This is a genomic window from Pseudomonas marginalis (assembly GCF_001645105.1).
Lineage (GTDB): Bacteria > Pseudomonadota > Gammaproteobacteria > Pseudomonadales > Pseudomonadaceae > Aquipseudomonas > Aquipseudomonas petroselini.
Genome location: NZ_LKEG01000021.1, coordinates 21,512 through 44,010 on the forward strand (window position 1 = coordinate 21,512; position 22,499 = coordinate 44,010).

The 22,499-nt window shown below is 61.0% G+C and carries 20 protein-coding genes; 11 read left to right on the plus strand and 9 right to left on the minus strand.

Annotated features, from left to right (window positions below; genetic code table 11):
• Positions 1 to 104: 104 nt before the first annotated feature.
• On the minus strand, positions 105 to 818 hold the full coding sequence (locus AO064_RS02290; RefSeq protein WP_043205112.1) for a UTRA domain-containing protein: 714 nt from the start codon (positions 816 to 818) through the stop codon (positions 105 to 107).
• 347 nt (positions 819 to 1,165) lie between these two features.
• Between AO064_RS02290 and AO064_RS02295 the strand changes: the two genes are divergently transcribed.
• The 6 genes from AO064_RS02295 (at position 1,166) to AO064_RS02320 (ending at position 6,465) form a co-directional block, all read left to right on the plus strand.
• A complete protein-coding gene (locus tag AO064_RS02295) occupies positions 1,166 to 2,242 on the plus strand; it encodes an ABC transporter substrate-binding protein (protein WP_012723285.1) in 1,077 nt (358 codons plus the stop codon).
• A 126-nt stretch (positions 2,243 to 2,368) separates the two neighbouring features.
• Positions 2,369 to 3,175 (plus strand): alkaline phosphatase family protein, encoded by an 807-nt coding sequence (locus AO064_RS02300; RefSeq protein WP_064052268.1) that lies wholly within the window; start codon positions 2,369 to 2,371, stop codon positions 3,173 to 3,175.
• A complete protein-coding gene (locus AO064_RS02305) occupies positions 3,172 to 4,008 on the plus strand; it encodes an ABC transporter permease (RefSeq protein WP_012723283.1) in 837 nt (278 codons plus the stop codon). The genes AO064_RS02300 and AO064_RS02305 overlap by 4 nt, the downstream gene beginning before the upstream one ends.
• The gene (locus tag AO064_RS02310) at positions 3,995 to 4,795 is read left to right on the plus strand and encodes an ABC transporter permease (RefSeq protein WP_012723282.1); all 801 of its coding nucleotides are present in this window, start codon (positions 3,995 to 3,997) and stop codon (positions 4,793 to 4,795) included. The genes AO064_RS02305 and AO064_RS02310 overlap by 14 nt, the downstream gene beginning before the upstream one ends.
• Positions 4,792 to 5,781, plus strand: coding sequence for an ABC transporter ATP-binding protein (locus tag AO064_RS02315; protein WP_064052269.1), 990 nt, complete (start codon positions 4,792 to 4,794; stop codon positions 5,779 to 5,781). The genes AO064_RS02310 and AO064_RS02315 overlap by 4 nt, the downstream gene beginning before the upstream one ends.
• A 30-nt stretch (positions 5,782 to 5,811) precedes the next feature.
• Positions 5,812 to 6,465 carry an HAD family hydrolase gene (locus AO064_RS02320; RefSeq protein WP_064052270.1) on the plus strand — a complete coding sequence of 218 codons (654 nt, stop codon included), beginning with the start codon at positions 5,812 to 5,814 and terminating at the stop codon, positions 6,463 to 6,465.
• Positions 6,466 to 6,538: 73 nt separating this feature from the next.
• On the opposite strand, the gene AO064_RS02325 is transcribed toward AO064_RS02320, so the two are convergent.
• Positions 6,539 to 7,501 (minus strand): zinc-binding dehydrogenase, encoded by a 963-nt coding sequence (locus AO064_RS02325; RefSeq protein WP_064052271.1) that lies wholly within the window; start codon positions 7,499 to 7,501, stop codon positions 6,539 to 6,541.
• Positions 7,502 to 7,639: 138 nt separating this feature from the next.
• On the opposite strand from AO064_RS02325, the gene AO064_RS02330 reads away from it, so the two are divergent.
• Together AO064_RS02330 and AO064_RS02335 are read left to right on the plus strand one after the other, a co-directional pair.
• Complete coding sequence (locus AO064_RS02330) at positions 7,640 to 9,721, plus strand: carboxy terminal-processing peptidase (RefSeq protein WP_012723278.1); 2,082 nt, start codon at positions 7,640 to 7,642, stop codon at positions 9,719 to 9,721.
• A gap of 118 nt (positions 9,722 to 9,839) precedes the next feature.
• Positions 9,840 to 11,609, plus strand: a complete 1,770-nt coding sequence (locus tag AO064_RS02335; protein ID WP_012723277.1) for a bifunctional diguanylate cyclase/phosphodiesterase — start codon at positions 9,840 to 9,842, stop codon at positions 11,607 to 11,609.
• Here the strand turns inward: AO064_RS02335 and AO064_RS02340 are convergent.
• From AO064_RS02340 to bamJ, 4 genes are all read right to left on the minus strand, one after another.
• Positions 11,606 to 11,977, minus strand: a complete 372-nt coding sequence (locus tag AO064_RS02340; RefSeq protein WP_005786715.1) for a hypothetical protein — start codon at positions 11,975 to 11,977, stop codon at positions 11,606 to 11,608. The two genes, AO064_RS02335 and AO064_RS02340, sit on opposite strands and share 4 nt — an antisense overlap.
• On the minus strand, positions 11,974 to 12,315 hold the full coding sequence (locus AO064_RS02345) for a helix-turn-helix domain-containing protein (protein ID WP_064052285.1): 342 nt from the start codon (positions 12,313 to 12,315) through the stop codon (positions 11,974 to 11,976). Before AO064_RS02345 ends, AO064_RS02340 begins: the two co-directional genes overlap by 4 nt.
• A gap of 97 nt (positions 12,316 to 12,412) precedes the next feature.
• A complete protein-coding gene (locus AO064_RS02350) occupies positions 12,413 to 12,868 on the minus strand; it encodes a YkvA family protein (protein ID WP_034103060.1) in 456 nt (151 codons plus the stop codon).
• 386 nt (positions 12,869 to 13,254) lie between these two features.
• Entirely contained in the window at positions 13,255 to 13,986 is a 732-nt protein-coding gene (gene bamJ, locus AO064_RS02355) for a BamJ family beta-barrel-assembly machinery protein (RefSeq protein ID WP_012723274.1), read from the minus strand.
• A gap of 258 nt (positions 13,987 to 14,244) precedes the next feature.
• Here bamJ and AO064_RS02360 point away from each other — a divergent pair, with 258 nt between their 5' ends.
• The 3 genes from AO064_RS02360 to AO064_RS31455 all read left to right on the plus strand — a co-directional run bounded on the left by AO064_RS02360 (position 14,245) and on the right by AO064_RS31455 (position 17,448).
• Positions 14,245 to 16,053, plus strand: a complete 1,809-nt coding sequence (locus AO064_RS02360; RefSeq protein WP_046036531.1) for a di-heme-cytochrome C peroxidase — start codon at positions 14,245 to 14,247, stop codon at positions 16,051 to 16,053.
• Positions 16,050 to 17,216 (plus strand): catalase family protein, encoded by a 1,167-nt coding sequence (locus AO064_RS02365; protein WP_064052272.1) that lies wholly within the window; start codon positions 16,050 to 16,052, stop codon positions 17,214 to 17,216. The genes AO064_RS02360 and AO064_RS02365 overlap by 4 nt, the downstream gene beginning before the upstream one ends.
• A gap of 109 nt (positions 17,217 to 17,325) precedes the next feature.
• A complete protein-coding gene (locus tag AO064_RS31455) occupies positions 17,326 to 17,448 on the plus strand; it encodes a hypothetical protein (protein WP_012723271.1) in 123 nt (40 codons plus the stop codon).
• Between the two features lie 7 nt (positions 17,449 to 17,455).
• Here the strand turns inward: AO064_RS31455 and AO064_RS02370 are convergent, their stop codons facing one another.
• From AO064_RS02370 to AO064_RS02380, 3 genes are all read right to left on the minus strand, one after another.
• Positions 17,456 to 18,388, minus strand: a complete 933-nt coding sequence (locus AO064_RS02370; protein ID WP_064052273.1) for a LysR substrate-binding domain-containing protein — start codon at positions 18,386 to 18,388, stop codon at positions 17,456 to 17,458.
• Positions 18,389 to 18,471: 83 nt separating this feature from the next.
• Positions 18,472 to 20,481 carry a CocE/NonD family hydrolase gene (locus AO064_RS02375; RefSeq protein WP_064052274.1) on the minus strand — a complete coding sequence of 670 codons (2,010 nt, stop codon included), beginning with the start codon at positions 20,479 to 20,481 and terminating at the stop codon, positions 18,472 to 18,474.
• Positions 20,482 to 20,566: 85 nt separating this feature from the next.
• Positions 20,567 to 22,150, minus strand: a complete 1,584-nt coding sequence (locus tag AO064_RS02380) for a BCCT family transporter (protein WP_064052275.1) — start codon at positions 22,148 to 22,150, stop codon at positions 20,567 to 20,569.
• Positions 22,151 to 22,499 lie beyond the last annotated feature (349 nt).

Below are 22,499 nucleotides of genomic sequence, written 5' to 3' on the forward strand. Positions count from 1 at the left end.
AAGCCGCCCCAACCTAGCCACCTTCAGTGTGTCAGGTGCACCGCGGTGTCGGGTTTTGGGGCGGCTTCGCCACCCAGCGGGGGCAAGCCCGCTCACTACATGTCTCAGACCACATCCACGCCGACGTGGATGGCATCGTGCCGCCAGAACTCCAGGTCGCAGTCGATCAAACGCTGGTGCTGGTCATAGTTGACCCGGGCGATCCGCAAGCCTGGGCTGCCCACCGACACGCGTAACGCGGCGGCGGCTTCGACCGGCAGTGACGTCGGCACGATTTCAAAGCGTACGCGCCCGTAGTGCAGGTCGTACTTGCGCGCATACAGTTCGGTCATCGACTGATTCAAATCGCAGTCCAGAATCCCCGGAAAATACTGCGGGTTCAGGTAGTGCTCCACATACAACACCAAGCGCCCATCAATCCGCCGGCCCCGACAAATCTGGATCACGCTGGACAGCGCCGGCAGCTGCAACCACGCACACACCGCCGCCGACGCCGGTTGCAGCCGTGCAGAGATCACTTCGGTGGACGCCACGCGCCCTTGGTCGCTGACCATCGCGTGAAAATGGCTGCGCTGCATCAGGTTGTAGGCCAGTCGCGGCGGCGAGACAAACCAGCCGCGCCGCTCCTCGCGATAGATCTGGCCTTGGGCCTCCAGTTGTAACAAGGCTTCCCGCACTGTGATCCGAGTGGTACCAAACAACTCGCTGAGCTTGCGCTCGGCGGGCAGTTTGCTGGCAGGCGGCAACAGGCCGTGGTCAATCTGCTCTTGCAGCGCCAGGCCGATGGAGGTCACCGCCTTGATTGCCTCATCTCGCATCAACGTTACCTATCTGGACTAGACCAGCACCGATGAGGTGCACAAACCGCTCCGTAATCGGGCTTGCCTTACTGCATGCCAGCCTAGGCATTACAGATGACCGACAGATGACAGTCCGTGTACATCTTCCACAGCACACCCTGCAATACATCGGCCAAGTCCAATCCCTACGGGCACTTGGGCATGGTCTACGCTAAGTCAGCGCGCAGCGACATCAGCGCTTTGAAAACGACATCGACATGAAACTGTCATCCATCGCGTCTAGATTGGCTCAGGTATTGCTCTGACCTAGACCAACAACACCGTCGAAACAAACGCCGCGTTGAAAACGCCCAAAGGAGCTTCGGATGAAACAGCTTTTCCTGGCATCACTGTTAGGCTCGACCATTGCCATGTGCACCGCCGCCATGGCCGCTGATACCGATCTAAAAACCCTGGAAGCTGCCGCTAAGGCAGAAGGCGCTGTAAACAGCGTCGGCATGCCCGATGACTGGGCCAACTGGAAAGGCACCTGGGAAGACCTGGCGTCGAAGTACGGCCTCAAGCACATCGACACCGACATGAGCTCGGCCCAGGAAATCGCCAAGTTCAAGGCGGAGAAAGACAACGCCAGCGCCGACATCGGCGACGTCGGCGCGGCGTTCGGTCCAATCGCGGTGAAGCAGGAAGTCACCCAGCCGTACAAACCGTCCACCTGGGCCCAGGTGCCGGATTGGGCTAAAGACAAAGACGGTCACTGGGCATTGGCCTACACCGGCACCATCGCGTTTATCGTCAACAAGAAGCTGCTGCACGGCTCTGAAGTACCTACAAGCTGGGCTGACCTGCAGAGCGGCAAGTACAAGGTCTCCATTGGTGACGTAAGCACCGCGGCGCAAGCGGCCAACGGTGTACTGGCAGCCGCCATCGCCAATAAAGGCGACGAAAAGAACATCGCCCCCGGCCTGCAATTCTTCACCAAGATCGCCCAGCAAGGCCGTCTCTCGCTGTCCAACCCGACCATCGCCACCATGGAGAAAGGCGAAGTCGAAGTGGGCGTGGTCTGGGACTTCAACGGTCTGAGCTACAAGGCCAAGATGGCCAACCCGGATGACTACGTGGTGTTGATCCCATCGGACGGCTCGGTTAAATCCGGCTACACCACCATCATCAACAAATACGCCAAGCACCCGAACGCCGCCAAGCTGACCCGCGAGTACATCTTCAGCGATGCCGGCCAGCTCAACCTGGCGAAAGGCAATGCACGTCCGATCCGCGCTGAAACCGACCTGAAACTGCCGGCCGACATCGCCAAGAACCTGATCCCGGGCGAGCAGTACACCAAGGCCAACCCGCAGCCGATCAAGGATGCCGATGCGTGGGAAGCGACGTCCAAGAAGCTGCCGCAGCTGTGGAACGAGCAGGTCATCGTAGAAATGAAGTAAACCTGCCACCCACATTGGAGCTCCACTGGAGATCCAATGTGGGAGGGGGCAAGCCCCCTCCCACACTTGAACCCAGATGCACCAGGAATATTGAGTCAAGTCCATCGTTGCGGAGCGCCAGCCCCCATGAAGCACAATGTCATCCTAGTCGTGCTCGACGGCCTGAACTTCGAGGTTGCCCGACACGCCATGGGGCACTTGCAGGCCTATGTCGGCGCAGGACGCGCAGCCCTCTACAAACTGGAATGTGAACTGCCCGCCCTGTCCCGCCCGCTGTATGAGTGCATCTTGACCGGCGTGCCTCCCATCCAGAGCGGCATCGTCCACAACAACGTCTCGCGCCTGTCCAACCAGCGCAGCATTTTCCATTACGCCACCGACGCCGGCCTTACCACGGCAGCGGCGGCCTACCATTGGGTCAGCGAGTTGTATAACCGCACGCCCTTTCTCGCCGCCCGCGACCGTCACACCGACGACACGGAGCTGGCGATCCAGCACGGGCATTTCTACTGGAATGACCACTACCCGGATTCCCACCTGTTTGCCGACGCCGAAAGCCTGCGCCTCAAGCACGCGCCGAACTTCCTGGTGGTGCACCCGATGAACATCGACGACGCCGGCCACAAGCACGGCCTCGATACGGCGCAATACCGCAACAGCGCACGCTCGGCCGACATCATCCTGGCCGATTACCTGCAAGCCTGGCTCGACGCCGGTTACCAAGTGCTGGTGACTGCCGACCACGGCATGAACAACGACCGCTCCCACAATGGCCTGCTGCCGGAAGAGCGCGAAGTGCCGCTGTTTGTGCTCGGCGATGCCTTCAGCCTGGACACCCACGCTACGCCCAAACAGACCGAGCTGTGCGGCACCATCTGCGAACTGCTGGGCGCGCCCCACGACAAACCTGTGTGCCAGGAGCTGTTGAAATGATCCGTGGTAAATGGCTGGCACTGCTGTGCCTGGTGCCTTTCGCACTGTTCTTTATCGTGTTCGAAATCGCCCCGTTGGTGTGGGTACTGATCAACAGCCTGCAGACCGAGGAAGCCGGCTGGGGCCTGGAAAACTTCACGCGGATCTTCAGCTCGAAGTTCTACCTGCAAGCGATCCAGTTCAGCCTCGAGATCAGTTTCTACTCGAGTGTCTTCGGCATCATCATCGCCACCCTGGGCAGTTACTCCCTGCGTCGGGTGGATTCGCCGCTGCGCAATTTCGTCACCGCCTTCGCCAACATGACCAGCAACTTTGCCGGTGTGCCCCTGGCCTTTGCGTTCATCATCCTGCTGGGGTTCAACGGCAGCATCACCCTCATGCTCAAGCAGGCGGGGATCATCCAGGACTTCAACCTCTACTCCAAGACCGGGTTGATCATCCTTTACACCTACTTCCAGATTCCATTGGGCGTGCTGCTGCTGTACCCGGCCTTCGACGCGCTGCGCGAAGACTGGCGTGAGTCGGCGTCCCTGCTGGGCGCCAACGGCTGGCAGTTCTGGCGGCATATCGGCCTGCCGGTGCTCACCCCCGCCCTGCTCGGTACCTTCGTGATCCTGCTGGCCAATGCCCTCGGCGCCTATGCCACCGTCTACGCCTTGACCACCGGCAACTTCAACGTGTTGCCGATCCGCATTGCCGGGCTGGTGTCCGGTGATGTGTCGCTCGACCCGAACCTGGCCAGCGCCCTGGCCGTGGTGCTGGTGGCGTTGATGACCGTGGTCACCGTGGTCCATCAACTGCTGCTCAAGAGGAGCTACCATGTCTCGCGCTGAAGCCGGCCCGGCCTCCCTCTACCACCGCGTGGTGGTGTACCTGCTGTTTGCGATCCTGGTGTTGCCGCTGATCGGCACCTTTGTCTATTCCATTGCCAGCAGTTGGTCGGCGACGATCCTGCCCGCCGGTTTCACCGTGAAATGGTACGTGCAGCTGTGGAGCGACCCGCGCTTCCTGATGGCCTTCGGGCAGTCATTGCTGGTGTGCGTGGGCGCGCTGATCCTCTCGGTAGTGTTGATTTTGCCGCTGCTGTTCGTGGTGCATTACCACTTCCCCCGGCTCGACGCGCTGATGAACATCCTCATCCTGCTGCCCTTCGCGGTGCCGCCGGTGGTGTCGTCGGTGGGCTTGCTGCAACTGTATGGCTCCGGGCCGATGGCGATGGTCGGCACGCCGTGGATCCTGATCGGCTGTTACTTCACCGTCGCACTGCCGTTCATGTACCGGGCGATCACTAACAACCTGCAGGCGATCAACCTGCGCGACCTGATGGACGCCTCGCAACTGCTCGGTGCCAGTACCTGGCAGGCGGCGATCCTGGTGGTGCTGCCGAACCTGCGCAAAGGCCTGATGGTGGCGCTGTTGCTGTCGTTCTCGTTCCTGTTCGGCGAGTTCGTGTTCGCCAACATCCTGGTGGGTACCCGCTACGAAACCCTGCAGGTGTACCTGAACAACATGCGCAACAGCAGCGGCCACTTCACCAGCGCCGTCGTGATTTCCTATTTCTTCTTTGTGCTGGTGCTGACCTGGGCCGCCAATATCTTGAACAAGGACAAAAGCCAATGAGCTTCGTCAGCGTCCAACACCTGCAAAAAGGTTACGCCGGCACCCCGGTGTTCAGTGACATCAACTGCGAGATCGCCAAGGGCGAATTCGTCACCTTGCTCGGCCCGTCCGGTTGCGGCAAGTCCACGCTGCTGCGCTGCATCGCCGGGCTGACCTCGGTCGACAGCGGGCAAATCCTGCTCGACGGCCAGGACATCGTCCCGCTGAGCCCGCAGAAACGCCATATCGGCATGGTGTTCCAGAGTTATGCGCTGTTTCCCAACATGACCGTGGAACAGAACGTCGCCTTTGGCCTGCGCATGCAAAAGGTCAACGCCGACGACAGCCACAAGCGCGTGCAGGAAGTGCTGCAACTGGTCGAACTCAAGGACCTCGCCGGCCGCTACCCGCACCAGATGTCCGGCGGCCAGTGCCAGCGCGTGGCCCTGGCCCGCTCCCTGGTGACCCGCCCGCGCCTGTTGCTGCTGGATGAGCCGCTGTCGGCGCTGGATGCACGGATCCGCAAGCACCTGCGCGAACAGATCCGCCAGATCCAGCGCGAACTGGGCCTGACCACCATCTTCGTGACCCACGATCAGGAAGAAGCCCTGACCATGTCCGACCGGATCTTCCTGATGAACCAAGGCAAGATCGTGCAAAGCGGCGATGCCGAGACCCTCTACACCGCACCGGTGGATGTATTCGCCGCCGGGTTTATCGGCAACTACAACCTGCTGGACGCCGACAAGGCCACGCAACTGCTGCAACGCCCGATCAACAGCCGTATCGCCATTCGCCCGGAGGCCATCGAGCTGAGCCGCAATGGCGAACTCGACGCCCTGGTGCGCAGCCACAGCCTGTTGGGCAACGTCATTCGCTACCGCATCGAAGCGCGCGGCGTGGAACTGGTGGTCGACGTGCTCAACCGCTCGGCCGACGACCTGCACAAGGACGGACAACGCCTGGCACTTTCCATCGACCCCAGTGCCCTGTGTGAAGTAGCCTGATGCAACGTTTTATTTGAGAGAGCATGACGGATGGCATTGGTAATTTTTGATCTGGACGACACCCTCATCCACGGCGACTGCGCCACCCTGTGGAGCGAGCAGATGGGCCGGCTGGGCTGGGTCGATCCCGAGTCGTTCATGCGCAAGAACCACGAATTGATGGATGCCTACAGCCGGGGCGAGCTGAAGATGGAAGACTTCATGGACTTCAGCCTGGAGCCGATGATCGGCCGCACACCGGCAGAAATCGAGCACTTGGTGGAGCCGTGGGTCGAGGATGTGATCGAGCCGTTGATCTACAGCGACGCCACCCAGACCATCGCCCGCCACCGTGCGAATGGCGACCGGATTCTGGTGATCTCCGCCTCGGGCACGCACTTGGTCACGCCGATTGCGGCGCGGATCGGCATCGATGAAGTGCTGGGGATTGAACTGGACGTCAGCCATGGCGTGTACAGCGGGCGTACCGTGGGTGTCCTGACGTATCGTGAAGGCAAGATCACGCGGTTGCTGGAATGGCTGGAGCAAGAAGGGGAAACGTTGGAGGGCGCGTATTTCTATTCGGACTCGCGCAATGATTTGCCGTTGCTGAGTAAGGTGGAGTTTGCGCAAGTCGTTAACCCTGACCCGGTGCTACGCGCCCACGCCGAACAGGCTGGCTGGCCAATCCACCATTGGATCTGACTCTCTTGAAGTGAAATGCAATCAAATGTGGGAGGGGGCAAGCCCCCTCCCACATTGCTCACCGCATCCCCATTCAGCTCAGGCTTTCGTCAATCACCAACACCAGCTTCCCGGAAATCTGATTCGTCGCCAGCGCTTCAAACGCCGCCTCAGCGTCCTGGATCGAGAAGGTCTTGGCCAATTGCGGGCTCAAGCGGCCCTCAACAAACAACGGCCACACGTGTTGGCTCAAATCATTGAACAGGTCCGCCTTGAACGAGTCGTCACGACTGCGCAGGGTCGAACCCAACAATTGAATGCGCTTGCCCAGCACCTGGGCCAAGTCCAACTGCGCGTCACGACCGCCCATCAAGCCGATCAATACCCAACGCCCATCCAGGGCCAGCAGCTTGAGGTCCAGCGCCGCATAGTTGCCGCCCACCGGGTCAAGAATCACATCGAACGGCCCGAAATCCCGTAGCCCTTCGATCCCATCGGTCCGTACCACGCCGCCCTGGGCGCCGAGTTCCTCACAATAGGCCAGGCGCTCCGCCGAGCCGACACTGACCCAGCACGGGCTGCCAAATGCCTTGCACAACTGGATCGCCGCGGAACCCACGCCGCTGGCGCCAGCGTGCAACAGCACTTTTTCACCGGGTTTGAGGCCCGCCAGCTGGAACAGATTGAGCCACGCCGTGCTGTACACCTCAGGCAACGCGGCCGCTTCGATCAGCGACAGGCCTTCCGGTACCGGCAATACGTGGCGCGCATCCACCACCACTTCTTCGGCCATGCCGCCACCGGCGAGCAACGCGCAGACGCGGTCGCCGACTTGCCAGGATGAGCCTGCGCCCACTTCACTGATCACTCCGGAACACTCAAGGCCCAACACGTGACTGGCGCCCGGTGGCGGTGGATAGAGCCCCGCACGCTGTAATAAATCGGCGCGATTGAGGCCCGCTGCCGCCACACGAATGCGAACTTGCCCTACATCGCAGGTAGGACTGGGTTCTTCCAACCACTCCACATGACCGTCAACGCCTTGCAATGCTTTCACAGTGCCTCCATAGTGAGTCTGGACTGAGCCCGTAGCTGTATCGCCGGGCTTTTTGCATTATGCGACCGGACCATATGGAACCGGCTCCCTCAAAGACGGCCTAATATGCGTTATCAATTGCCCCCGCGTCGAATCAGCATGAAGCATTTGTTCCCCAGCACCGCCCTCGCTCTTTTCATTGGTCTCGGCTTCGCGTCGATGTCGACCAATACGTTCGCAGCCAACAGCTGGGACAACCTTCAGCCGGATCGCGATGAGGTGATTGCAAGCCTTAACGTCGTCGAACTGCTCAAGCGTCATCACTACAGCAAGCCGCCGCTGGACGACGCTCGCTCGGTGATCATCTATGACAGCTACCTCAAGCTGCTGGATCCGTCGCGCAGCTACTTCCTGGCCAGCGATATCGCTGAGTTCGACAAGTGGAAAACCCAGTTCGACGACTTCCTCAAGAGCGGCGACCTGCAGCCCGGCTTCACCATCTACAAGCGTTACCTGGACCGTGTCAAAGCGCGTCTGGACTTCGCCTTGGCCGAGCTGAACAAGGGTGTCGACAAACTCGACTTCACCCAGAAGGAATCCCTTCTGGTGGACCGCAAGGACGCCCCTTGGCTGACCAGCACCGCCGCACTTGACGACCTGTGGCGCAAACGCGTCAAGGACGAAGTGCTGCGTTTGAAGATCGCCGGCAAAGACCCCAAGGCTATCCAGGAGCTGTTGACCAAGCGCTATAAGAATCAGCTGGCGCGTCTGGACCAGACCCGTGCCGAAGATATCTTCCAGGCTTACATCAACACCTTCGCGATGTCCTACGATCCGCACACCAATTATCTGTCGCCAGATAACGCGGAAAATTTCGATATCAATATGAGTCTGTCGCTGGAAGGCATCGGTGCCGTCCTGCAAAGCGACAATGACCAGGTCAAGATCGTGCGCCTGGTGCCGGCGGGGCCGGCGGACAAGACCAAGCAAGTGGCGCCTGCCGACAAGATCATCGGTGTGGCCCAAGCCGACAAAGAGATGGTTGATGTCGTCGGCTGGCGCCTGGACGAAGTGGTCAAGCTGATCCGTGGGCCGAAAGGCAGCGTGGTGCGCCTGGAAGTGATTCCGCACACCAATGCACCGAACGACCAGACCAGCAAGATCGTGTCCATCACCCGTGAAGCGGTGAAGCTCGAAGACCAGGCCGTGCAGAAGAAAGTCCTCAACCTCAAGCAGGATGGCAAGGACTACAAGCTGGGCGTGATCGAGATTCCGGCCTTCTACCTGGACTTCAAGGCGTTCCGTGCCGGTGATCCGGACTACAAGTCCACCACCCGCGACGTCAAGAAAATCCTCACCGAGCTGCAGAAGGAAAAAGTCGACGGCGTGGTCATCGACCTGCGTAACAACGGCGGTGGTTCCCTTCAGGAAGCCACCGAGCTGACCAGCCTGTTTATCGACAAAGGCCCGACGGTGTTGGTACGCAACGCTGACGGCCGCGTGGATGTGCTGGAAGACGAGAACCCGGGCGCCTTCTACAAAGGCCCGATGGCATTGCTGGTCAACCGCCTCTCGGCTTCGGCTTCGGAGATTTTCGCCGGTGCCATGCAGGACTACCACCGCGCCTTGATCATCGGCGGCCAGACCTTCGGTAAAGGCACCGTGCAGACCATTCAGCCGCTGAACCATGGCGAACTGAAGCTGACGCTGGCCAAGTTCTACCGGGTTTCCGGGCAGAGCACCCAGCATCAGGGCGTACTGCCGGACATCGATTTCCCGTCGATTATCGACACCAAGGAAATCGGCGAAAGCGCCCTGCCGGAAGCCATGCCGTGGGACACCATCCGCCCTGCGATCAAGCCGGCGTCGGATCCGTTCAAGCCGTTCCTGGCGCAGTTGAAAGCTGATCACGACACCCGCTCCGCCAAGGACGCCGAGTTCGTGTTTATCCGCGACAAACTGGCCCTGGCCAAGAAGCTGATGGAAGAAAAAACCGTCAGCCTCAACGAAGTCGACCGCCGCGCGCAGCACAGCGACATCGAAAACAAGCAACTTGCACTGGAAAACATCCGCCGCAAGGCCAAGGGTGAAGATCCACTCAAGGAGCTGAAGAAAGAAGATGAAGATGCGTTGCCGACCGAGGCCGACAAGACCAAGCCGGAAGACGACGCCTACCTGGCCGAGACTGGCCGGATCCTGCTGGACTACCTGAAAATCACCAAGCAGGTGGCCAAGCAGTAAATGATGGCGATTTAATGTGGTCGCTCCTCGGAGTGTCATCATATAGACATCATTCTGTCGTGAAATGAAGGACCGCTGGCTTCTCGCCTGCGGTCCTTTTTTTTCGATCGAGATCGCCATGACCATGACCGAACAGCTGAATGCACTGGGCTCTATCTTGGCTCAAGGCAGTTTGCACAGCCTGTTCCAACCGATCATCTGCCTCTCCGAACGACGAATCCTTGGCTACGAAGCCCTCAGCCGCGGCCCCTCCAACAGCCCCCTGCACTCCCCCGTCGCCCTCTTCTCGGTGGCCAGCCATGCGGGACGTCTCAGCGAACTGGAAATAGCTTGCCGCGAAAGCGCCTGCCGACGCTTCAGCGAACAGAAGCTGCCGGGCAAGCTGTTCCTGAACATTTCGCCGGAATCCTTGATGGAAACGGCGCACCAGCCGGGACGCACGCTGCAACTGCTGCGCGACTATGGCATTCCACCCAGCCAGGTCGTGATCGAGCTCACCGAGCAGACACCCACTGACGACTTCGACCTGCTGCAAACCGCCCTGCATCACTACCGCGACATGGGCTTTGCCATCGCCCTCGATGACCTGGGCGCCGGCTATTCCAGCCTGCGGCTGTGGTCGGAGTTACGCCCGGATTACGTGAAGATCGACCGGCACTTCATCGACGGCATTCATCAGGATGCGCTCAAGCGCGAGTTTGTCGGCTCCATCCTGCAGATCGCCAAGGCTTCGCGTGCCCAGGTGATCGCCGAAGGCATCGAGTTGCCGGAGGAGTTGGCGGTGCTGACGGAGATGGGCGTGGACCTGGTCCAGGGCTACCTGCTCTGCCGCCCGCAGGAACACCCACCACAAGAAGCACGCAAGATGCTGCCCAAGCCCGACACAGCCAACATTACCCTCACGGAAGAAGGCAGCGACCTCAGCGCCTTGCTCAGCGAACACCCGGCGGTGGACCAGGACACCGCCACCGCCCAAGTGCTCGAAGCGTTTCGTCGACAGGCCAACCTCAACTCCCTGGCCGTGCTGGACGGACGCGGGCAGCCGATCGGTATCGTCCATCGGCACTTATTGTCGGATGCGCTGCTCAAGCCGTTCGCCACCGACCTGTTTGCGCGCAAGCCCATCAGCCGCCTGATGAGCACCGACTTCCTGGCGGTGGAGTTGAGCCAGTCGCTGCAACAAGTCAGCCGCCTGCTCACCAGCCGCGCGCGGCAACGTATCGAAGAAGATTTCATCATCACGCTCAATGGCGACTACCTGGGCCTGGGCCGGGTGATCGACGTGCTCAAGCTGATCACCGAGCTGAAGATCCAGCAGGCGCGCTACGCTAACCCGCTGACCCTGCTGCCGGGCAACGTGCCGATCCAGCAGTGCCTCACACGCCTGCTGCAACAACAACGGGAGTCGGTGATCTGCTACGTGGATATCGACAGTTTCAAGCCGTTCAATGACATCTACGGCTACGGGCGTGGGGATGAGGTGTTGCTGTGCCTGGCGCAGTGCCTGAATGACCGCGTCGATCCCACCCGTGACTTTGTCGGGCATATCGGTGGCGATGACTTTTTGTTGGTGCTGGGTCCGCAGGATTGGCGCAAGCGGCTCAATCAATTGCTGGATGACTTTCACACCCAATGCCGGCGCTTCTACCGCGCCGAACACCTCGACGCCGGCTGTTTCGTGGCGTTGAACCGCCAGGGTGTGCGCCAGGAGTTTGCGCTGCTGTCGCTGTCCATCGGCGTGGTGCATTTATATCCACAGGCCTGTGGACAACTCGATGCCAGCCAGTTGGCGGAACTGGCCTCGCAAGCCAAGCACCATGCCAAGGACGTGGCCGGTTACAGTATCCATGTGATCGACAGCATGGACGCCCTGCCCCAGGCGCTTTAGGCCTCGGCGGATTCCGGGTATTCGTATTCGAATACCCGCACCACTTCCGATGCATGCCAGGAGGCAGCGGCCACGCCATCGGAGGGTCCGCTGAAACGGCCAAGCCGCTCCACACATTCAAAAAAACCGGTACGCGGCAAGCGGCTGGCGCCCTGGCTGATCACCAGCGAGCTGCGCAACGGTTGCTCGGCCTTGGCATCCAGCGCCGCCAGGTGTTCCAGGGCCGCGGCCAGGGTTTGCATGGCCGGCGTAGGAAATTGCAGGCGTTCCAGCAAGGCGCGGTACGTCAGCAGATGGCGCTGGCGACGCGCCTGGTCCAGTTCGTTGAGTAACCCATCCCAATGTTGACGGCTGATACGTAGGCTCAAGATTCATCCCTCCAACCTGCAACGCCCAATTCCCAGGCCAGGCTGCGGCGGATCGCGGCATCCGGCTGGCGTTCACCACTTTCAATCAATCCAAGATATGACGGGCTGATGCCCACGGTGCGGGCCAGGGTCTCGATAGCCAGGCCCTTGGCTTCGCGCAGGCCGCGCAGGTCTGCGAGCGGGCGCAGATCCTGTCCGGGGGCGGCTTGGGCAGTCGATATAGAAGGAGGTAGCGTAGGTTGTTGCTGACCGGCAGCTTTTAGCAGCGCCTGGTACTGATCCCATGGCAACACCGCGTATTCGGGTTCGCCATTCCGTGAAATTATCTGAATATCCATGACTGCCCCGTAGGATAACAACACTTACTAAGTAAGCTCTTTCCTTAGGAGTGTAATCCCAACAGCCACAAAGGTCGCAGGGGGATAGCCCGTGTCATCAGTTTTTTTGCGGGTTTTCCTTGGACAGCAGCGCAGGCGTCGCAGGCAGGCGCTCAACCACGGCGAGCTTTTCCGGACGCTGGGCGTCACGCCAGGCGCGAAAGGCGCTCAGTTCGCCTTCCAGGGTCTTCATGACCCACGCCAACACAGCGATGTCGTCGAGCATGCCGAACATGGGGATAAAGTCCGGGATCGCATCGATCGGGCTCAGGAAATACATCAACCCCGCCACTACCGAGATCAGCGCTTTGGGACTGATCGCCCGGTATTCGCCGCGCCAGTAGGCCAGGCACAACGCCTGAAGCAACTTGAGGTCATCCTTGAGCTTGCCCAGGCGATTGCCCTGGCTCGAGCCTTTGGCGGCGACCGCGAACAACAGCGTCGGCAGACGGCCGCGCCCCAGAAGACGTGCGGCCATGGGCAGGAAACGGGTGAAATTGAAGGGTGGTTTCATTTGTCACTCCAGTTCCAGGCGACATGAAAGGTTATCCACACAAATTGTGGATAACCTTGTGAACAGAGCCCATTTTCCGGGCTGAAAGCCACGGATTACATGGCTTTCAGTCAGATCGGGCGTTTTTTGCGCACTGAAGAAAAACCCAAGATTTCATTGACTTGGCGTTGATGTGCGGATAGCCGTGCTCAGGTTTTATATCAGACTGTTGCCCGCTACAGACGTTCGTTCGGATCTGCAGAGGCTTCAATGTGGGAGGGGGCTTGCTCCCGATAGCAAGAGATCAGCCACTGCATAAGGTGACTGTCCACCGCCATCGGGGGCAAGCCCCCTCCCACAAACAACAACGCCCCGTCGAGACGGGGCGTTGTGTGTTCAGGCGCCGATTACTTCTTGGCGGCTGGTGCTGCAGGAGCTTCAGCCTTGGCTGGGTCCTTGATGGCCAGCAGTTCCAGGTCGAATACCAGCACGGAGTTGGCTGGAATCGCTGGGCTCGGGCTCTGTGCGCCGTAGGCCAGGTCGGAAGGAATGTACAACTCGACCTTCTCGCCGACGTGCATCAGTTGCAGGCCTTCGACCCAACCCGGGATCACGCCGCTGACCGGCAGGTCAATCGGGCTACCGCGATCTACGGAGCTGTCAAAGGTAGTGCCGTTGGTGAGCTTACCGGTGTAGTGCACAGTCACCACGTCAGTCGGCTTAGGCTGAGGGCCATCGGCTTTCTTGGTGATCTTGTACTGCAGACCGGAAGCGGTGGTGACGACGCCGTCTTTCTTGGCGTTGTCTTCGAGGAATTTCTTGCCGGCGGCTGCCGACTCTTCGCTCATCTTGGTCATGCGTTCTTCAGCACGCTTTTGCAAAGCGGCAAACGCTTCAACCAGCTCGTCATCTTTGAGCTTCTGTTCTTTCTTGCCGACGGCATCTTCGATGCCTTGGGCTACTGCTTTGGAATCCAGGTCATCCATGCCTTCTTGGGCAAGGCTCTTGCCCATGTTCAGGCCGATGCCGTAGGAAGCTTTCTGCGCCGGGGTTTTCAGCTCTACGCTGGTCTGCGAATCACAACCCGCAAGTACCAGGCTAACCAGGGCCACCGCCGCCGCCAACCGATGCTGTTTCATGCTATTTCCTTGTTCATGCGCCAAAAGGGCAATCGAATAAAGTCGCGAGCTTATCAGGCGGCCACGACCAATGGCTACCGGCATCTGAGCAGGAAACTTCTGATAAGTTCACGTGTTTAAAAGCATTTTCATTCATGATGGGGTCCCGCGAAGGATCGTGGGACCGCCGACTACCAGGCTCATGGCCACTTGCCGCACTTGTGGCGTAGTGGCATAACAACGCGACCCGTCGACAAGACCGAGACAAGGATAGCCATCTTGCGCATTTTTTCCCGTGTTTTACTCCTGATACTCGCCGCACTCGGCCTGATTCTGGCCGTGGTGCTCTATTACACCCTCAACCCCAAGCTACCGGACTACGTGCCTGTGGAGCAGGTGCACTACCAGGACCAATGGAGTGCCGCCGACCGCCAGACCTATTACTTCACGCCCCAGGGCACTCAAGTAAAAGGCCTGCACTACGACTGGTTCACCGCCCTGGAACTGCCGTTTTCCGAACAACGCTTCGCCACGCCGGAGTATCTGGCGCGCTTCGGTTTCCTGGTCGACCCCAAGCAGGTGCCCACCGCGCAAAACCCCGGCAACCTGCCTGTGGGGTTCGCCCGGCATAAAAACGCCGACAGCAACGTCGACTACTTGGATATCACCTGCGCCGCCTGCCATACCGGCGAATTGCATTTCAAAGGCCAGGCCCTGCGCATTGACGGCGGCTCGGCCCAGCATGTGCTGCCCTCCAGCGTCCCCACCCTGCGCGGCGGCAGTTTCGGCCAGGCCCTGGTCGCCAGCCTCGCCGCCACCTATTACAACCCGTGGAAGTTCGAACGCTTCGCACGCCAGGTGCTGGGCGACCGCTACGACGCAGAGCACAAGCAACTGCGCCAGGACTTCAAGCAGTCACTGAACAAGTTCCTCAAGGTGGCCTGGAACGACACCCACCGCGGCCTCTACCCCACCGAAGAAGGCCCCGGCCGCACGGACGCCTTTGGCCGTATCGCCAACGCCAGCTTTGGCGATGCCATTTCCCCGGACAATTATCGCGTCGCCAATGCGCCGGTGGACTACCCGCAATTGTGGGATATCTGGACCTTCGACTGGGTGCAATGGAACGGTTCGGCGCAGCAGCCCATGGCGCGCAATATCGGTGAAGCCCTGGGCGTGGGCGCGACCCTGACCTTTTTCGACGCTGCCGGCCAGCCGCTCCAGGGCGATGCACGCTACCCGTCGAGCGTACGCGTGCGCGACCTCAACCTGATTGAAGAAACCTTGCAGCGCCTCAAGCCGCCGACCTGGCCCGAGGACTTGTTCGGCGCTATCGATAAGCCGCTCGCCGCCCAAGGCCGTGCACTCTTCGCCGAAAACTGCGCCGGCTGCCACGTCCCCAGCGTCACCCAGGAAAACGGCCGCCCGGTGCAACAGCTGAAAATGCTGCCGGTGGACTACATCGGCACCGACCCCGGCACCGCCAGCAACATCGCCGACCAGCGCTATGACCTCAGCGCCCTGCAATGGGACCCGGCGGAACTGGCCACACTCAACGTCGAACTGCACCCCACGCCGACCGAGCCGCTGGACCTGAAAAAGATGTCCGTGGCCAAGGGCCTCGCCTACGTCACGGCCTTCGTCGAAGCGCATGCCTACCGCGCCGCCGGCGTGACCCCGGCCGAGCGCCCGCGCCTGGACGGTTACGGCCTGCCCATCGGCGTGCGCGAGCTGCGCGCCTACAAAGCGCGGCCACTGGCCGGCGTGTGGGCGACACCGCCGTTCCTGCATAACGGCTCGGTGCCGACGATCTACCAGTTGCTCTCGCCTCAGGACGAGCGCAGCGCCACCTTCTATAAAGGCACTTTCAACTACGACCCGCGCCATCTCGGCTTCGAGACCGCGGCATTCAAGAACGCCTTTCTGTTCGATACCAAAATCACCGGCAACCACAACAGCGGCCACGAATTCCGTGCAGGCGCTCGTGGCAATGGCGTCATCGGCCGTGGCCTGCTACCGCAGGAACGCTGGGCGCTGCTGGAATACCTCAAAGTGCTGGGCGGCCCGTTGGAGCAACAACTGCCATGATGATTCGATCCCGATACGACCAACCTTCCCTGCTCGCCCGTCTCTGGCTGCGCATCGGCAGGTTTCTCGGCAAGACCTTACTGTGGCTGGTTGGCCTCGGCCTGCTCGGTTGGCTGGGCGCCAGCGCCTGGTACGCCTGGCAGCACAGCGGCCCGGTGTCGCCGAACGAGCAGATCCCGCCCGGCGAAGCGGCGATGACCCAAGGCATCATCCAAACGGCCGTGCGCATCGTCGACCAGCATCGCGAAGGCACGCGCTACCTGCGTGATGCCCACGCCAAGGCCCATGGCTGCGTGAAGGCCGAAGTCAGCGTGCCGGCCGATCTGGACCCGACGCTGCGCCAGGGCGTGTTTGCCGAGCCGGGCAAGACCTGGCAGGCGCTGATGCGCCTGTCCAACGGCAACGCCTACCCGCAGTTCGACAGCATCCGTGATGCGCGCGGCATGGCGCTCAAGCTGCTGGACGTGCCGGGCAAGCAACTGCTGGCCGACCAGCAGACACGCACGGAACAGGACTTCGTGATGTTCAGCCACCCGAACTTCTTTGTCAGCGATGTGGCGGAATACGCGCAGAACATCGGTGCGCAGGCGGACGGCAAAAAAGTCCTGGCGTTTTTCCCCAAGGCTGACCCGCGCAGTTGGCAGGTGCGTCATTTGTTTATCGCCCTGGCCACGCTGGCGCCAGCGCCGGCCAGCCCGACGCAGACCACCTACTTTTCAGTCTCGCCCTACAAGTTCGGCAGCGCCAACGCCAAGTTCCGCGTCGCACCCGACCCGCAGAGCTGCCCGGAATATCAACTGCCCAAACAGAACCAGGACCTGCCGAATTTCCTGCGTAGCGCGTTGAGCCAGCAGTTGTCCACCGATCGCAAGCCTGCGTGTTTCGTGTTGCAGATCCAGCGGCAGAACCCGCAGAAATTCATGCCGATCGAAGACACCAGCATCGAATGGAAGGAGAGCGATGCGCCGTATGAAACCGTGGCTAAGGTGCGTATCCCGGCGCAGGATTTCGACACGCCCGAGCAGAACCTGGCGTGCGACAACCAGTCGTTCAACCCTTGGTTCGGCATTGCGGACCACCGCCCCATCGGCGGCATCAACCGCTTGCGCAAAGCCGTGTATGAAGCGGTCAGCGATTACCGCCACAGCCGTAACGCCCCGTAAAGAGTGCATAACAATGGGCCCGACGGCGTAAGGATTGCGTCGGGTCTATTGAGCCGTTTTCACCCCGCCACTACCGTGAATACCTACCCATCACCCGTAGGAAATCACCGTGGAAAACTCAACCCTCGGCATGCTCGTACTCACCCTTATTGCGGTGTTCGGCACCGCGTCTTTTTGCTTTGAACACCTGGCAACACGCCAGACCAAGAAGAAAAAGACGGCTCAGCCTTGACCCTCAGTCAACGCGCCCCCGCCTCAGCGGTCTGAGCCAGCAACCATTGACGAAAACTGCGCACCGCCAACGGCGGGTTGCGGTGGTGGGGTTGCATAAAATGCAGGCGGCCGCGGCTATGCATGGTGTGGGGCAAGGCCATTTGCAGGCGCCCGGAACCAAGGTCACTTTCCAGCAAGCTCTTCCAGCCCAGCGCGACGCCGTGCCCCATCACCGCCGATTGCATCAACAGTTGATAGCTGTTGGTACGCAAGGCATGGCGCGGGGTGTAGTAGTCGGCGCCGACGTCAGCGAACCAGTCGGTCCAGGTCAGCCAGTCGTGATAGTGGTCTTCCACGATCAGCAAGGTGTGGGCATGCAGCAGATGGTGCGCATCGCGAATCGGGCCGTGGCGCTCGATGTAGCCAGGGCTGCACACGGTGATGACCTGTTCGCTGTCGAACACCGGCGACAGTTCCAGGCCGTGGGGCGCCGGGAGTTCGTCCAGGTGATAGAACAAGCCCAGGTCATATTCACTCACATCCAGGCGGCCGGGGTTATCGCTGCACAGGATGCGGATATCCAGGTCCGGGTGTTCGCGCTGGAAGTCCGGCAATAAACCGGCCAGCCAGATAGAGCTGATGGTGGGCGTGCTGGCCAGGGTCAACTGGCGATCGGCGCCGCGACGGCGCAGCTCGGCGGACTCACGGTCCAGTTCGCGCAACAGGCGCTGGATGGTGCGGAAGTAACGCACCCCGGCAGGGGTCAGGCTCAGGCCCTGGGCCAGCCGATAAAACAGCGGCCGGGCCAGGTCCTCCTCGAGTCGCTTGACCTGGCGGCTGACCGCGCTCTGGGTCAGGTTCAGTTCATGGGCGGCCTGGGTGAAGCTCAAATGACGGGCCGCCGCTTCGAAGGTTTGCAGGCAGTTGAGCGGGGGAAGATCGACGTTTCGGCGCGACATGAGCAATTCCATTGGCAATTACGGGCCTGGGTTTGCCCAGGCCCGCAGAGATCACGTTGGCAGGCATCCTGCCAGTTGCTCGCTCAGAGCGCGACCCTGGCCACACGTTTACTCCATTGCCGGCGGTGTTCCAGTTGGCCGTTTTCCCAGGCTGTCTGTTCCGCTTCGAGGTAGAACCACTCGGCATCGGCGTGCACGCTCAAGCGGCTTTCCACTTCCACCGTCCACTGGTCACGGCCGACACGGTAGTGCCATTCAATATCGGCACGGGTCGACAGCGGGTCCCAGGGCAAGGTGTGATATTGCTCGGTGCAACGTTGGTCCACCCATAGGCCATGGTCGGTAAAGCGCATCGCGCCCAGGTCATCTTCGATCTTCACGCAAACTTCGCCACTGCCGACGTCTTCGATCAAGGTGCGTTTCGGCGCGGCGGCGCGCAGCACCTCCAGGTTCGCCGGGGTCGACGATTGTGGCGCTTCAAACGGGCACTCCACCGCGTCGCCGGTGAACACCGGCAACTGCAGGCTGTGCAGGGTCGGCAGCAAGGTCAGCGTGGTCAGTTCGCGGCTCGGCCACAGCAGAGGAAAACTCGCGGTGCTCAGCGCCAGGCGCAAACGGTAGCCGGCGGGCAGGCGCATGCCGATGTGGTCGAGGTTCAGGTGCACGTCCATCGCTTCACCCGGCACGACAGGTGTTACCTGGGAAAGGTCCTCGCGAAGCGTGAGATTAAGCACGCCGTAGCTGATCTGCGTGACCTGGCCGTCCGGCGCCACGGCATTCAGGCGCGCGACCAATTGCCCGCAGGCGGTGTCGCTGGCCAGGCGCAGCGTGAGGCGCGCATCGCCGAGCAGGGCCAGGGGCTCGGTCAGCGGTTGGGAATCGAAGCACAGCGAGTGGGCGTCATCGCGGCGCTGGTCCGTCGGGCCATCGGGGCCAAACCAGATGGCACAGTATTCGCCCTGATGCAGGCCGGTGGTCAGCGGCGAGCAGATACTGCGCGGCGTGACCAAGGGCTGCGCGCCGGCACTCAGGCCGTGCTCGCCGAGGCTGAAATCGGTCCATTGCACCTGCGGATCCGGCCAGCCCGACGTCTGCACCCAGATCCCCGGCCGCTCAGCATAACTGCCCTTCGGCGGCAGAATATCCTGTAGGTAAAAGGTGCAAGATGCGTCATCCATCACCCCGTTATCGATGCCCTTTAACCAGTGATCCCACCAGCGTTTGGCTTCTTGCAGAAAGCCGATGGCCGGATTGGGCACGGCGAAATGCGGGTATTTGTGAATCCATGGGCCGATCATGGCTTTCTTCGGCCCTGGCAGGTTTTCCATCAGGCGCGAAACGGTATTGCGGTAGGCATCCCCCCAACCGCCCACCGCGTAGACGGCGGCTTTGATCTGCGAGTAGTCCTCGCACACCGAGCCGTGGCGCCAGTAGTCATCACGGGTCTGGTGGTGCAGCCAGGTTTCGGCGAGCAGCGGCATGGCCTCCAGGCGTTGGTGCCAGAGGGTTTTCCAGTCGTCGCCAACCAGCAGAGGATCGGGCACCGCCGCGCTGAAGTTGAGCATGGTGGCGGCCCAGCCGAAGTTCTCCATCAACAGGTTGCCGCCCTTGTAATGGATGTCGTCGGCGAAGCGGTCATCGGTGGAGCAGAGGGTAATGATTGCCTTCAGCGCCTCGGGCTGGCGCGCCGCGACTTGCAGGCCGTTGAAACCGCCCCAGGAGATACCCATCATACCGACGTTGCCGTCGCACCAAGGCTGGCGGCACAGCCAATCGATCACGTCGAGGGCGTCCTCCTGCTCCTGCAGCAGGTACTCATCGGCCATCAGCCCTTGGGACTCGCCATTGCCGCGCATATCGACGCGCACGCACACATAGCCCTGCCCCGCCATCCACGGGTGGGTCAGCGCATCGCGCACGGCGGTGCCATCGCGTTTGCGGTACGGCAGGTACTCCAGAATCGCCGGGAAGGTTTGCGGGCCGGCGACTTCCGGCAGCCAGATGCGTGCGGCCAATTGCGTGCCGTCCTTCAAGGGGATCAGGCAGTGCTCGATTTCACGGACCTTGTAGGCAAACTCGGTAACGATTTCCATCGGTAACTCCAAACGCGTTTATTGCAAACAAACGGCTCCCCCGCGCCCGGAGGGGAGCGTAGGGGAGACACACAGGTTGTCGGGCTTAGCGGGCGAATGCCGCGACGGGGCTGGCGCCACGCAGCTCGGGCTCGGTGGTCGGCCTGAGGTTTTTCACATCGAGCAGCGCCGGGTTCTTCAGCCAGAAGATCAGCGAGGTACTGGCCAGCAACACCAGGATCATCCCGGGCAAGCCACCGAGGTTGGAAAGCATCTTCACGCCATCGACGCCGACAAACGCGACCATCACCCACGATACCGAGCCGATGATCAGGCCCCAGACGATCTTCAGCAGCGGGTTGCCGTCCAGGTCGGAATCGGCGGTCACGCCTTTGCTGCACAGGTTGGCGATCACATCGGTGCTGGAGTCTGCCGCGGTGACGAACGAGATAAACGCCACGAACAGCAGGAACGCAATCATCAAGCCGCTGGCCGGCAATTGCTGGAACATCTGGTACAGCACGTGCTCCACGCCCTGCTCGTTCAACACACGGTTGAGGCTGCCATCACCCAGCGCGTCGAAGTAGAGGCTGGTGCCGGAGAAGATGCAGATCCACACCGCCGTGAACAACGCCGGGTAGAGCATGTTGATGTGGATGAATTCGCGCACGGTGTAGCCGCGGCCGATCTTGCCGAGGAACAGCGCACTCACCGGGGCCCAGGCAAACCACACCGACCAATAGAACACGGTCCAGCTGTGCGGCCAGGTGTCGCCACTGGCGGCGCCGGTGAACAGGCTGCGGCTGAAGAAGGTGTCGAGGTACACGCCGAGGGACTCGACGCCCAAGCTGAACATGTAAAGGGTCGGCCCGCACAGCAGCACGAACAGCCCCAAGGCGAGCATGATCCAGGTGTTGAACGACGACAACATCACAATACCGCGCTGCAAGCCGCTGGCGGCCGAGGCGACAAAGGTGATGACGATGATCGTGATGATGATGGCCAGGCGCAATGGGGTGGTTTCACCGCCGATGTATTGGGCCATGCCACCGGCCAAGGTCAGCGCGCCAGTGCCCAGGGACGAGGCCATGCCGGCCACCAGCGCGAACATCGCCAGGGTGTCGATCAGCCCGGCATAGCGCTTGACTCGCGCTGCGCCCAACAGCGGCTCGAGCATGGCGCCGATGGAGAAGTTGCTGCGGCGGTTATAGAACACCAGCGCAAACACCAGCGACGGCACCAGGTAGATGGCGTACGGAGTGATGGTCCAGTGCAGGAACATCGTCGACATGGCAAAGCTCTTGGCCGCCGAGCTGCCCGCTTCGATCGGCAGGCTGGTGGGTGGGCCGTACAGGTGGTAGAGCGGTTCGGCGGTGGTCCAGAACAGCACACCCACTGCCAGCGTGGTGCAGAGCGCCACCATGAACCAGCGCCATTTGCTCAGCAAAGGCTGGGCGTCTTCACCGCCGATACGCACTTTGCCCAGCGCGGAGAAGTAGACGATAGCGGTCAGCACCACCATGGCAAACGAGCCGGCGCTGAACAGCCATGAGAAGTTTTTCAGGATCAGGTTGTTGAGCTGTTTGCTGACCGCAAGGAATGCAGTCAGGTCGACGTAGCTGGCGATCACCGCCGCCAGCAGGATCAGGAAAGTTGGCCAGAACACCAACGGACGCAGTGGATATTTCATGTAGAACCATTCCCCTTGCAGACTATTTTTTGTGTTAGAGAGCGGGCACCGCAGCATCCTGCTGCAGTGAGTCGCCTGGAAGTCTTTCGCGTGGCTATAGATAAACGTTTAACCGGCCAAGGGCGCAATCAACCAATGTGCATAGGGGTATTCCCCCACGTCATGACGCACCCGCACAGTTCAGGGCGAATAGGCAGTGCACAATGGCAAGGCATCAGGAGGATAAATCGCGGACGAAAAAAAGCCCGCTCAATGAGCGGGCTTCTTGTGGTGACCTGGCGTTCAGCGTTCCAGGTAACCGAATATGGCGCAGCGGACGGGACTCGAACCCGCGACCCCCGGCGTGACA